10 protein-coding genes are annotated in these 13,152 nt (G+C 62.5%); 1 reads left to right on the top strand and 9 read right to left on the bottom strand.

Annotated elements, in window-relative coordinates:
• Nucleotides 1–78 precede the first annotated feature (78 nt).
• A complete protein-coding gene (locus RA167_RS14775) occupies nt 79–2,331 on the top strand; it encodes a glycogen debranching N-terminal domain-containing protein (protein ID WP_076788367.1) in 2,253 nt (750 codons plus the stop codon).
• A gap of 166 nt (nt 2,332–2,497) precedes the next feature.
• On the opposite strand, the gene RA167_RS14765 is transcribed toward RA167_RS14775, so the two are convergent.
• The 9 genes from RA167_RS14765 to RA167_RS14725 all read right to left on the bottom strand — a co-directional run bounded on the left by RA167_RS14765 (nt 2,498) and on the right by RA167_RS14725 (nt 13,104).
• Complete coding sequence (locus RA167_RS14765; protein ID WP_076788365.1) at nt 2,498–2,797, bottom strand: H-NS family nucleoid-associated regulatory protein; 300 nt, start codon at nt 2,795–2,797, stop codon at nt 2,498–2,500.
• A gap of 690 nt (nt 2,798–3,487) precedes the next feature.
• Complete coding sequence (locus RA167_RS14760) at nt 3,488–4,636, bottom strand: ABC transporter ATP-binding protein (protein ID WP_076788364.1); 1,149 nt, start codon at nt 4,634–4,636, stop codon at nt 3,488–3,490.
• Nucleotides 4,633–5,286 carry an ABC transporter permease gene (locus RA167_RS14755; protein WP_076788362.1) on the bottom strand — a complete coding sequence of 218 codons (654 nt, stop codon included), beginning with the start codon at nt 5,284–5,286 and terminating at the stop codon, nt 4,633–4,635. The genes RA167_RS14760 and RA167_RS14755 overlap by 4 nt, the downstream gene beginning before the upstream one ends.
• 13 nt (nt 5,287–5,299) lie before the next feature.
• Nucleotides 5,300–6,202 carry a glycine betaine ABC transporter substrate-binding protein gene (locus RA167_RS14750; RefSeq protein ID WP_076788361.1) on the bottom strand — a complete coding sequence of 301 codons (903 nt, stop codon included), beginning with the start codon at nt 6,200–6,202 and terminating at the stop codon, nt 5,300–5,302.
• 19 nt (nt 6,203–6,221) lie between these two features.
• Nucleotides 6,222–6,938: an ABC transporter permease gene (locus RA167_RS14745; protein ID WP_076788359.1), complete on the bottom strand. Its 717-nt coding sequence runs from the start codon at nt 6,936–6,938 to the stop codon at nt 6,222–6,224.
• Nucleotides 6,939–7,392: 454 nt separating this feature from the next.
• Complete coding sequence (locus RA167_RS14740) at nt 7,393–8,745, bottom strand: sigma-54-dependent transcriptional regulator (RefSeq protein WP_076788355.1); 1,353 nt, start codon at nt 8,743–8,745, stop codon at nt 7,393–7,395.
• A gap of 46 nt (nt 8,746–8,791) precedes the next feature.
• A complete protein-coding gene (locus RA167_RS14735) occupies nt 8,792–10,681 on the bottom strand; it encodes a sensor histidine kinase (protein ID WP_076788353.1) in 1,890 nt (629 codons plus the stop codon).
• Between the two features lie 61 nt (nt 10,682–10,742).
• Nucleotides 10,743–12,026: a dicarboxylate/amino acid:cation symporter gene (locus RA167_RS14730; RefSeq protein ID WP_076788692.1), complete on the bottom strand. Its 1,284-nt coding sequence runs from the start codon at nt 12,024–12,026 to the stop codon at nt 10,743–10,745.
• Nucleotides 12,027–12,528: 502 nt separating this feature from the next.
• On the bottom strand, nt 12,529–13,104 hold the full coding sequence (locus tag RA167_RS14725) for a hypothetical protein (RefSeq protein WP_338877425.1): 576 nt from the start codon (nt 13,102–13,104) through the stop codon (nt 12,529–12,531).
• Nucleotides 13,105–13,152: the final 48 nt, after the last annotated feature.

The raw sequence follows: 13,152 nt of genomic DNA, 5'->3' as shown, positions 1-13,152 counted from the left end.
GTTGTGCAATAGTCAGACACTCGACAGCACGCGAGCGGTGCTGTGACAACGCAAGGGTTTTGAAAGGGGAGCCAACTCATGCAGGGGCCAGAACCGATCGCCGGCCGGCTCGCGAAGCTGCCGGAGCAGGGCGTTGAGACCGACGACGGCGTGTTCATTGCGCCGGCGCACGCGAATGTCATCTCCGGTCGGCAGTATGTGCTGAAGTCGGGCGACACGTTCGTCGTTAACGATCCGAACGGCGATATTCTAGGCCATGACGATGGCTTGTTCGTCAACGACATGCGCGTGCTGTCGCAACTGCAGCTCACATTTGGCGGCCGGGCGCCGTCGCTACTGTCGAGTAGCGTGAGCAGCGACAATACGGCGTTCACCGCGCATTTGACCAATCGGTCGTTGCCGCGATTGGGCGGCGAACATACGCCGCAGGGTGTGATCCATGTTGAGCGTTTGCGGGTACTGTGCGGTAATGGATTAAATGAGGCGATCGCGCTGACCCATTACGGCACCGAGCCGGCGGTCGTACCGCTGTCGATTTCGTTTGCCAGCGATTGTCTAGACATATTTGAAGTGCGTGGCTCGCCGCGCAGCCGGCGCGGCACGCTGGTGCCGCCCTATGTTGACAATGATGAGGTCGTGTTCAGCTACCAGGGTTTGGACAACGTCGAGCGGGTGGTGCGCGTCGCGTTTTCGCCTGCTCCGGACAAGCTGCTGCCGGGGCGCGCCGACTATACATTGACGCTGCCGTCCGAGGCGTGTCTGTCGGTTTACCTGCAGGTCACGATCGTTACCCGGCCAATCAACGAGGCTGCCGCGCAGGTGTCCGGTGGCCTGGTGTCGGCGCCGCCAGCCGGCTTGAGCGGTGCGGGACGGGCGGCGGTACGCGCCGTGCTGGCCGAGTCGCACCGGACGATGCGCGATAGGCGTCGCGCCAGTGCAAGGCTGCGCTCGAGCAATCCGTTGTTCAATGCTTGGATGGAGCGTTCGTTTGCCGACTTGGGATTGTTGACCACGGATCGGGACACCGGACCCTATCCGTATGCGGGTATTCCGTGGTTCTCGACGCCATTCGGGCGGGACGCGGTGATGACGGCCTTGCAGACGCTGTGGGTGCAGCCGGCGTTGGCCCGTGGCGTGCTCCGTTTTCTCGCGGCTCATCAGGCGCGCGAGGATTCGGCGTTTCGCGATGCCGCGGTTGGCAAGATCATGCACGAGATGCGCAAGAGCGAGATGGCGGTGACTGGGGAAGTGCCGTTTGCGCTGTACTACGGCGGTGTGGATACGACGCCGCTGTTCATCGTGTTGGCCGGCGCTTACCTCGAGAGGACCGGCGATGCGGCGTTAATCGACGAATTGTGGCTGGCGCTGGAGCTGGCCGCGCAATGGATTGCACGGGTATGCGACCGCAATCCGTTCGGCCTGCTCGACTATCAGCGCGCGGCGGATAGCGGTCTAGCTAACCAGGGCTGGAAGGATAGCCACGATTCGGTGTTCCACTCGGACGGGCGCATGCCGGACGGACCGATCGCACTGGTCGAGGTACAGGCGTACGCGCGTGCGGCGTTTGAGACAATGGCGCGGCTGGCGCAGCATCGTGGCGCCGTCACGCTCGCCGCCAACTATACGACGCGTGCCGCAGCGCTGTGCGAACGGGTCGAGGCGATGTTCTGGATGCCGCAGGAAGGCTTCTATGGGATGGCATTGGACGGGCATGGTGAGTTGTGCCGTGTACTGGCCTCGAACACCGGGCACCTGCTGGCGTTCGGGTTACCGGACCAGGCGCGTGGCGAGCAGGTCGCACAGACTCTCGAGTCCGCGTTGTTCCACACCGGATGGGGCCTGCGCACGCTAGCTGGCGGCCAGCCTCGGTTCAATCCGATGTCTTACCATAACGGTTCGGTGTGGCCGCACGATACCGCGCTGTGCGCTCGCGGCATGGCGCGCTACGGCGAAAAGGGCGCGGCAGTGCGGTTGCTGCAGGCACTGTTCGAGGCGGCAATCAACTTCGACATGCGCTTGCCTGAGCTATTCTGTGGCTTCACGCGGCGGCGCGGCGAGCCGCCGACCGCCTATCCGGTCGCGTGCCTGCCGCAGGCCTGGGCGGCAGGTTCGCCGTTCATGATGCTCGAGGCTTGCCTGGGCGTGACCGTGGACGCGCAGCGGGAGGAGGTCCGCATTGAGCACCCGCGGTTGCCGGCAGGTATCGATTGGCTGGAAGTTGACGATCTGCGCGTGGGTAGCCGGACTGTATCGTTGGCGTTCCGCCGCGTGGGGGAGCAGGTGGTGCCAGCTGTGGACCGCGGTGATGTGCGCCTGCTCGCGTTGCTTTAGCGAGGCACCGATCGATGCAGCGGAGCTGTAGCGGAACGCGTTCCGGTGGGTGCGGCCGACCGAAGTCAGCCGCTACACTAGCGCCAGCCTCACGAGGCTGTTCGAAACCAAACTTTCGCTGTCGGCGTTGCACCGCCAACTGAACGGTGCAGCAGCGTGATCTGCGTTATTCCTTGATCAGGAAACGTTCGCGCTTCTTGCCGTGAATCCAGGCCGGCGCCCGTCCCCGCCCGGACCATGTGGCTCCGCTGGCAGGGTCTCGGTACTTCGCCGGCGCGGAAGCACGCTTTTCCGGCGCGCTGCTCGCCGCATGCCGTCGGCCAAAAATGTCCTGGGGGCTTAATCCGTATTCGGCGACCTTCGCGCGGATGTCCACGATCACTGCGTCTAGCTCAGCCAAACGGGCCTCCTCGGCCTTTCGCTGCAACGCTTCGATTTGTTGTTGAAGTTGCTTGTAATTTGCCATTAGTTTTTTTAGCTCGAGTGGAATAATGCGCGATGATAGCGCGCCAGCGGTGTCGCGGACGCGTTATCACCGGATAGGCGGGTTGGCCTTGGTTATGCTCTCGTTACACTTTGGGCGAGCAGAGCGCGAACGAATCGGCCCGCATTTTCCGACGGCCCGCAGCGGTAGGGTTAGCGGCGCACGGGCAGCTAGCCCCTGCCCGGCCTTGTATTTAACCGCCGTCGGGTGTCCTCGCCGAACGACGAGTCTTACCGGCGGTGCGTGTGGGAGGCACAGGGCCGTCCGATACGCCATGGCCGTTGTCATTGGCGCGGTCCCGACCCCACAATGCATCCGGGAGATTGCGCTCCATTTCGTCGCGGGTAATCTGTTCTGCCAATTGTCGAGATTTTGGGGTAGCGGGGCCTGCTGGCCGGTTCGCTCCTGACATGACGCACTCCTTGTGGTTGGACAAGTCACCTTTATCTAAGCACATTTTACGACTACGTCAAATTCGCATGCCCGACGGTGAGCATCTTTCATTCCTGATAGGACATGTGATGCGATCTGGCGCCGCCGGGACTTCAAGAGCAACGCTTGAGTACAGTAACGTGCTCGCAGCATAAAGCGCCTCGCCATGACATTCTCGGTCGGATCACCGGCATGTTTGCCGAGCATGTAGGCTTTGCCGGCCGGCCAGGCCGGCGAGGGTTACACGCCAGCGGCGGTCGGCACGCCGCGCGAGCGGCCAGAACTCAGATATTCGGCAATCGAATCCTGCGTGATTTCTCCGAGATAGCCGCCTTCCGGATCGACGACTGGCAACCACGACGAGTTAACCTCAAACATCTTGGATAACACCACGCGCAGGTTATCCTCCGCATTCACGGTGGTCGAGAATTCGCGCATTTTGTCGCCGCAACGTGCCGGGGTAGAGGCGCCTTCACGCGCGACACGACGCGATACGTAGCCCAATGCGCGCCGTGCGTCGTCGGTGACCGTCACGTAGCGATTGTCGGTGTCATCCATCACGCCGAGCGCTTGGGCAAGCGGGGTATCGACGTGCACGGTCTGGGCGTGGGCTGCCGCATCGCTCGCCTTGACCAGCAGCAGGCGTTTGAGTGTGCTGTCGTGGCCCACGAATGCGCTGACGAATTCGTCCTTGGGATGGGCAAGCAAGGTGTCGGGATGATCGAACTGCACCAACTGGCCGCGCCGGAACACGGCGACCTTGTCGCCTAGCTTGATCGCCTCGTCGATATCGTGGCTCACCATGATCACTGTTTTCTTCAGCGCACGTTGCATCTGGAAAAACTCGTTCTGGATCGACTCCCGGTTGATCGGGTCGACCGCACCGAACGGCTCGTCCATCAACATCACAGGCGGATCAGCCGCGAGCGCGCGGATCACGCCGATGCGTTGTTGTTGGCCGCCAGAAAGCTCGCGCGGATAGCGCTTCAGGTACAGCTTCGGGTCCAGCGCGACCATCGACATCAGTTCGATCGCGCGAGCGTGATAGCGCGCCTTGTCCCAGCCGAGCAGCCGTGGCACCACCGTGATGTTCTCCTCGATCGTCATGTTCGGAAACAAGCCGACCTGCTGAATCACGTAGCCGATGTGGCGACGCAGTTCCACTTCGTTAACGTTCGCGGTGTCCTCGCCGTTGAGCAGCACCCGGCCGCCGGTCGGCTGAATCAGCCGATTGATCATTTTCAACGTCGTGGTCTTGCCGCATCCCGAAGGGCCGAGAAAAATGCAGATTTCGCCTTCGGCAACGGTCAGGCTGACGGCGTCGACTGCCCGTACCGCACTGCCGTCCTTGCGTGTGAAGGTCTTCGTCAAGTGGTCAAGTTCGATCATGTCTTCGCTACTCCCTTCGGTGTCAATGCACGCTGCAGCGCGTGCAGCAGCAGGTCCGCGACGATGGCCAGCATGCTCACGAGCACCGCCCCGATCACCAGCCGCGTCATGTTGCTTTGGCTGATCGCACGCAGTACCAACTCGCCGAGGCCTCCGGCGCCGATGACTGCGGCAATAGTCATCACGCCGATGTTCATGACGACGGCCGTCCGTACGCCGCCGATGATCACTGGCACGGCGAGCGGTAGCTCGACGAGCCAGAGCCGTTGCCATCGTGTCATGCCGATGCCGGTACCGGCTTCGCGGATGCTTGGGTCAACATTGCGCAGCGCCAAGTAGGTGTTGCGCATAATTGGCAGCAGCGAGTACAAGAATACCGCCACGATTGCAGGAGCGGGGCCGATGCCGGCACCCCAGCGCGACAGCAGCGGAATCATCAGGCCGAACAACGCAATCGACGGCAGCGTAAGCACGATCGTCGCGCAGCCGAGCAACGGGCCGGCCAGCCATGCGCATCGGTTGATCAGGATGCCGAGCGGCACACCGACGAGAATCGCGCAGCCGACGGCGGTACCGACCAGTGCGAGATGCTGCAAGGTGAGCGACGCCAGTTCCTGCCAGTTGTTTGAGAAATAGGTCATGAGGTCCATCGGTTCTCCCGGCTTAAGGCAACGCGTGTGTGCGCAGGAAATCGGCGGCGACCGCACTGATCGATTCTTCGTCGATGTCCACGCGTTTGTTCATCTCGGACATCACTTCGTTGTTGATCTGCGCGGACAGTGCATTGAGTTGCTTCGCGAGTTCCGGGTGCCGGTCCAGCACGTCGCGGCGCACGACCGGCGTTGCATTGTATGCGGGGAAAAAGCCGAGATCGTCGTCGAGCACCGTGATGCCGAAGCCTTTGATGCGTCCGTCGGTCGTGTAGACTAGCCCAAACATGGCTTGGTCGTTGTGCAACGCCGTATAGACCAGCCCGGAGTCCATCTGCTTGACATCTGAGCGGCGCAGTCGCAAGTCGTACAGCGCCTGTAATGGCCGCAACCCGTCTGGCCGGTTCGCAAACTCCGCGTCCATCGCAAACCAATGCCGCTTGTGCGGGTCGTCTTGTCGGATCTTCGCGGCCAGTTGCGAGATCGTATGGATGCCGTCGCGTTCGGCGCGCTTGCGAGGCATCGCCAGCGCGTAGGTGTTATTCAGCGCCGACGGCTCGAGCCACACCAGGCCACGCGGTTTGTCCAGATCGCGTACGCGGCGGTACACGGTTGGCGGATCGAGCTTCTCATGGATTCGGTTGTAGACGATCAGCGCCGTACCGGTGTAGTCCCATACGATATCCAATTGCCGGTTCTCCATCGCGCTGCGCAACAGCACGCTGCCTAGGCCGCTGCGGTTCTCGACCGTGTAGCCGCGCGAGCGCAGGTATTGGGAAGTGATTTCCGCGAGCAGCAATTGCTCGGTAAAATTCTTACCGCCGACGACCAGCGTCGCGGCGTGCGCCGGTACCACGCTCGCCAGCGCGGTGCTGGCGAGCAGCCAAGTCATGACGTATTTAAGCAAACGGGTCATAAATTCTCCTGTGCTTTCGTTACAGTGCCAGTCCGCGACGCGCCAACGCGGCGCGAGCGATGCCGGCAACGAGTGCGTCCAGCGCGAGCGCCAGCGCAGCAGTCGACGCGGCGCCTAACAGCAGCATGGCCGGATCATTCAGATAGATTCCCGGGAAAATCAATGTGCCGAGGCTGTCGGCGCCAATCAGGAAGGCCAGCGGCGCGGTGCCGACATTGATGGCGAGCGCGGTGCGCACACCGCCGATGATGATCGGCATCGCGTTGGGAAGCTCGACCTTGAACATCGACTGCAGCGGCGTCATGCCGAGGCCACGCGCCGCCTCGCGCCAAGCGAGCGGCACCGCGCGCATACCCTCGTATGCGTTGCGGGCGATCGGCAGCAACGACGCAAGCCACAGTGCGACGATCGCCGGCGCGGCGCCGATACCCAGAACCGCCAGTGCCAGCGCGAGCACCGCCAGTGACGGCACGGTGTTGCCCACGTTTAGCACTTGCATCAGCCGCTCTGCATGCTGCGGGTTCGACGCGCGGCTCAGCAGGACGCCGGCGGGGATGCCGGTGAGCAGCGCGAGCGCCATCGACGCGCCGACCAGCAACAGGTGTGCGCCGGTGTAGTACAGCAGGTCGGTGTGATACTTGCACAGCACGTCCGGTCCGATCGCGCGGACCAGCGCTGTCACGATCAGTGTCAGCACGATGAAGCTCGACAATAGCTTCGCGCGACGACTCGTCATCGTTGAGTTCTCCTCGTGGGTTGCCGATACAGCACGCGCTCTAAAGCAAGATAATAGCGAGCCACGCGCGGGGCACGAAGCCCGGCACGCTGAAGGCGGACGGCACAACGCCGTCACATGCTGCACGGTTGCCCGCTGCGCGGTCGCATTTGCAACGATGGCCGCTGCACGGGCAGGATGTCGTCCGTGAACGACTGGCGGAAGGACCGGGCGCAACGCGCTGCCGAGTCCACTAAAGCGCCCGGTACGGCCGGGCAGATGAAAGGGTTCGCCGATGTGAACCCATCTTTCATGCAACCGTATTGAAATTGCGCGAAAGGACTCGGATCACGCAATAACTACCACGATCTTGTATTGCAGACGCTAGCATTCTATTCAATGTCCGCGCAAAAGTCCAGCGCTGGCAGGGAAAATGCAGTGATCGCTGTCCGATCGTCGTTAGAGGCAGCGGTGCTCATGCTTCACCGCGCGTGGCGAGCCCGTAGCGCTTGATCTTCTCGTACAGTGTCGCTTTACCGACTTGCAGGTGCTCGGCCGCAGTCGATACGGCGCCGCCGTGCGCCTCCAGGGCCTGTGCGATGAGCGCGCGCTCAAACTGCTCGACGCGCTCTTTCAGTGGCTGCGCGTCGTTGTCCGGGCGGGTGGCGTGCTGCATATCGTCCAAGCCGATGCCAAGCACGAAGCGATCGGCGGCGTTGCGCAACTCGCGCGCGTTGCCCGGCCAGTCTTGCTGCATCAGCGCGTGCCGCTGCGCGTCGGTGAGCACGCGCGCCGGGCGCTGGTAGCGCACTGCGGCATCGAGCACAAAATGCTCGAACAGCGGCACGATGTCCTCGCGACGTTCGTTGAGCGGCGGTAGGGCGATCGTCACGACATTTAAGCGGTACAGCAGGTCGCGTCGGAACGTGCCGGCCGCCACATGCTGGTTCATGTCTCCCTTGGCCGCCGCAATGATCCGTACGTCGCTGTGCACCGGCGTGTTCGAGCCCAGCCGTTCCAGCACACCGTCCTGCAGCACGCGCAGCAGCTTTGCCTGCAGCGCGAGCGGCATGCTTTCGACTTCGTCGAGAAACAGCGTGCCGCCCGATGCATATTCGAGCTTGCCGACGCGACGTCGCGTCGCGCCGGTGAAGGCGCCTTGCTCGTGGCCGAACATCTCTGACTCGAACATTGGCTCGGGCAATGCCGCGCAGTTGATCGCGACGAACGGCTGGTCGCGGCGCGCAGACTGTTCATGTAATGCCCGTGCGATCAACTCCTTGCCGGTGCCCGTCTCGCCGTTGATCAGCACGGCGGCATCGGTCGGTGCGACGTTGGCGATCATCGTGCGGACCTGCTCGATCGCCGCGCTTGTGCCGATAATATGCACGGTACCGGGACGCTGGGCTGCTAGCTCTCGGCGCAGTGCACGGTTCTCCAGTTGCAACGCGCGTCGTTCGAGCGCGCGGCGCACGGCGTCGGCGAGGCGCTCCGACGAAAACGGCTTTTCAATGAAGTCGTACGCGCCGTCGCGCATCGCCTGCACCGCCATTGAGATATCGCCATGGCCGGTGACGACGATCACGGGCACATCCGGCGCTCGCTCGCGCATCAGCGACAGCAGTTCTAGGCCGCTCGCCCCGGGCAGTCGGACATCCGTGACGATCGCGCCGGGCACGCCAGCGCCGGCGGCGTGCATCGCGTCCAGCGCGGCTTCTACGCTCGGATAGCCGGTCACGTCGAAGCCGCCGAGCATCAAGCTCTGGACGTTGGCGCGCCGTACTAGCTCGTCGTCTTCAATGAACAATACTTGCAAGCCGTGGGTCATAGTTGTGGTTGTCCATGCGGTGGACAATGGCGTGGGCGATGTGTGGTCATGCCGGCGTGTCCTGGTCCGAGCGCGCATACGCGCGTGGCAGCGTCATGACGAAGCATGCGCCGTGCGCCGGCGCATCGCGATCGTCGTCGCGCGTGGTGGCCACGCTTAGCGTGCCGCCCGCGTCGCGCACGATCGAGGCGGCGATCGCCAGCCCGAGCCCCAGCCCTTGCCCCATTTCCTTGGTGGTGAAGAACGGCTCGAACAGCCGGGGCAGCACGTCGGCGGCGATGCCGGGACCGTTGTCGATGATGGCGATCGCCACGATGTCTGGGCGTGTGTCGACTTCAATGATAATGCGTGCCGCCGGGTTGCTGGCGAGCGCATCGGCTGCGTTGCCGATCAGGTTGATCAGCGCCTGCTCGACTCGCAGGTCATCACAGCGCACAGCGGGTGACGTATTCAGTGCATTCAAATCGAACGGCGCACGCTTGCCACCGGCATGCACGCTCACGACTCGCACGTCGATGCCGGCAAGCTTATCGCGCAACATCGCCAGTGCGTTGCGCAGCGCCTGCGCGACGACGGCGTGCGCATCGCGCGGGCGCCGCTTGCTGACGAACAGTTTCAACTGGTTCGTAATGCGCCCCATCCTGTCGATCAGTGTCGCGATGGCCTGTAGGTTCTCGCGCGCCGCATCCAGCGCGTTACGCTCGATCAGCACCCGTGTGTTATCCGAAAAGGTGCGCAGCGCGGCAAGTGGCTGGTTCAGCTCATGGGTGATGCCAGCGGCCATTTGCCCGAGCGCGGCCAGCTTACTGGCCTGCACGAGTTCGTCTTGCGCGGCGCGCAGTTCCGCTTCCGCGCGCGTGCGTTCGCCGACTTCGCGCGTGAGTCGCTCGTTGGCCGCCGACAGGTCCGCGGTACGTTCCGCGACGCGCTGGTTCAGCTCCGCATAGGCGTTCTGCAGCATCCGGCGACCGTACTCCATTTCGCGCAGCTTGGCCCTTCGCAGCCGCCAGTAGAAGCCCAGCAGCGCGGCAATCAGTAGTGCCAAGCCGGTCGCCACCGTCATGGCGCGCGCCCGTACATCGACATCATCCAGCGGCGACAGTACCGTCAAGCGCCAGCCAAGCTCGCTCAGCGGTTGCTCGGTGTGCAGATACAGCGGTGCCAGCGGGCCTGAGCCGAACCGCACTAACTCTGCATCCGTTTCGCGCGTGCGCGCCCTGGTTAGCGGCAACGGCGTCAACGGCTCGTCGCTGTACTGTTCGGTGTCGCGAATCCATGCTAAAGCCTGGCTCGACAACGGGTGCGTCGTATGGTACTTCCACGATGGGATTGACGACAGGATGACGATACCGTTGGCATCGGTGACGAACAGCGGCTCGGACCGGTCTTGTGGCGGGAACCAGCTCAGGTCGATTTTAATCACCACGACGCCGACTTGGATCCCATTGTATGAGACCGGCTGGGAAATGTAGTAGCCGGCCTGATGCGAGCGCGTGCCGATCCCGAAAAAGTGGTCCTCGCGTCCCGCGATTGCGGCGACGAAATACGGCCGGAAACTATAGCGTGTCCCGACGAAACTGCCGGGTTCGCGCCAGTTGCTGGCTGCCACGCACAGGCCGTCGTCGGTGATCAGGTAGGCCTGTGATGCCTTCGAGCGTTGTGCGATTTCCTCCAGGTAGCGATTCGCGCGGGCGACCGCTTCACCGTTCGGCTGCCGTAGCGCATCCTGCACCAGAGGATGCGTGGAGAGCAGGTACGGCAGGGGCTCATAGCGGTCTAGCGCGGCTTGCAGTGTGGCGCTTGTGCGCGCCGCGCGCGCGGCCGACGCCTCGCGCAAGCGGTCGATTGCATGAGTGCGCGCGGTCGACCAGGCCGCGACGCAGCTTGCGATGACGACCGCGGCGAGCACCAGCAATACGGCGGTACGGCGTAGCACGGCGAGATGTCAGGGTAGCAGCGGATGGAGGCATCATTGTGGCACAACGCCGTGCGGGCGCCTATGCGGTTGCTTCCGCTTTGATGCTTGCCGGCCGGCGCATCACGCGCTTGAGCTTGTCGCGATCGAGTTCGTGCTCCCACGCGGACACGACGACCGTTGCTACGCCGTTGCCGACGATGTTGGTCAGCGCACGACACTCGCTCATGAAGCGGTCGATGCCGAGGATCAGTACCATGCCGGCGAGCGGAATGGTCGGCACGACCGCTAGCGTCGCGGCGAGCGTGATGAACCCGGCACCAGTGACGCCGCTCGCGCCCTTGGACGTGAGCATGGCGACGGCCAGCAGTGTCAACTGCTGACCCCATGTCAGGTCGGTATGGGTCGCCTGCGCGATGAACAGAACGGCCATCGTCATATAAATGTTCGTGCCGTCGAGATTGAACGAGTAACCGGTCGGCACCACCAGTCCAACGACCGAGCGCGAGCACCCGAGCTTCTCGAGCTTTTCCATCAGGTGCGGCAGCGCCGCCTCGGACGAACTGGTGCCGAGCACGATCAGCAACTCTTCCTTAATGTAGCCGAGAAAACGCACGATGCTGAAGCCGACGGCACGCGCAATCGTGCCGAGCACAATCAGCACGAACAGCAGCGACGTCAGGTAAAACGTGCCCATCAGCTTGAGCAACGGCAGTAGCGAGCCAACCCCGTACTTGCCGATCGTGAACGCCATTGCACCGAACGCGCCGAGCGGCGCGACCTTCGTGATCAGGTGCACCATGCCAAAGAACACCTGCGAGACGCTGCTGATGAATGCGGACACCTTGGCGCCGCGCTCACCCAGCTGAGCCAGCACGCTGCCGAACAGGATTGCGATCAGCAGAATCTGCAGGATGTCGCCTTGCGCGAAGGCGCTAAAGAATGTGTCGGGGATCAGGTGTATTAGGAAGTCGACCGTTGTCTGGCCATGCGCCTTTTGCGCATAGGCTGACACCGCCTTGCTGTCGAGCGTAGTTGGATCAATGTTCAAGCCTACACCGGGCTTTAGGATATGCGAGGCGACCAGGCCGATCAGCAGGGCGAACGTCGAGACGACCTCGAAGTACAGCAACGCCTTGCCGCCGACGCGGCCCACCTTCTTCATGTCCTGCATGCCGGCGATGCCGGACACTACGGTGCAGAAAATGATGGGTCCGATCACCATCTTGATGAGCTTGATGAACGCGTCACCCAGCGGTTTCATTTGTATGGCTAATTGTGGGTGGTAATGGCCCAGCAGAATGCCCAGTGCGATGGCGAATAAAACCTGGACGTAAAGGACCTTGTAGAGGGGTTTTTTCACGATAGATACCCTTATCGTTTGTAACAAGAATCGCAGGCCCGGACAATCTCGTCACGGGCGTGCGCGGATAACGCGTTGCGTGCGCTGCGCGGGCTCAGCGTGAGCGGGATCGACGGACGGACATGCGATGTCTCCTGGCTGTAGTTGTGTCTTGGCTTGGCGCCGTGGGCGCTCTATGTGCAAGGCCGATGCCAGCCTCGGCCGATGGGTATAAGTCTTTGACTGATAACGGTTATGAGGGTCGGTGCAATGCTGTGCTTTCCGAATTTCCGGAAAATGCCGGTGGAAAAATCTGGATATCCAGATGCATTGAACGAATCCCTTGGCTTGAATAAAGGCCAAGCTATCGCGCGAGTGTCGGCGCTGACCCTGCGTTGAAGCGTTGCGTTCACGGCCCTCGATTCATGCGAGAGGAAGCGGCATCTAGCTGGATCGGCGTGGATCGTATGGTGCGTAGGTGGGCGCATCGGCGAGCAGCCAAGTAGCGTATCGCCGCGGCAATGCGCTACTTCGCAGAGAGCGTGGCCAGCAGGTTTATCACCATGTTCGGCGTAAAGGTGAACGGCACCCAGCCATAGCCGGTATGGCGGAACACAACCAGTTTCGAGCCATTGTTGTGTGATTGCGTAGCGATCGCCGGATCTTGCGTTGCCGCGAAGCGCCAGCCCGGCGGCAGTGTAGCGGGCGGCTCAGGCGTCATCGAGGCACGCGCGATTGCTAACTCCTCAATGATCGCTGAGATATCGGCGGGCCCGAGCGTAACGGAGTGCTCGCCGAGTGTCACGACGATTTCGTTTTGCGACGGACGGTTGAAGTGCAACTGAGGCGGTGTTGAATCGTTGGCCGTTTTTGTTGCCGGGTCAGCCAGAGCCGCCGAAACTGCCGAATCTGCCGGCCCGGCGCTGGCGAGGTGGTCAATCAGCCGTTGCACCGCGTCGATCTGTTCGTGAAGCTCCATACTTCTGCCCTGATTGAGATGAGGCTGTAATTTTACTCGAGGTGCCAGGCACAGCGACCGGCTGGCTCGTCGCGCGTCATTTTTGTGCGTAAATCCAGCCATTTCTAGCACGTCGATCGCCATGAAGGCGCTAAGCTCCCGTATCATTAAGGCTTTTGTAAGCTTATTCCC

Source organism: Mycetohabitans endofungorum, assembly GCF_037477895.1.
Taxonomy (GTDB): domain Bacteria; phylum Pseudomonadota; class Gammaproteobacteria; order Burkholderiales; family Burkholderiaceae; genus Mycetohabitans.
This window is presented reverse-complemented; position numbering and strand designations above follow the sequence as displayed.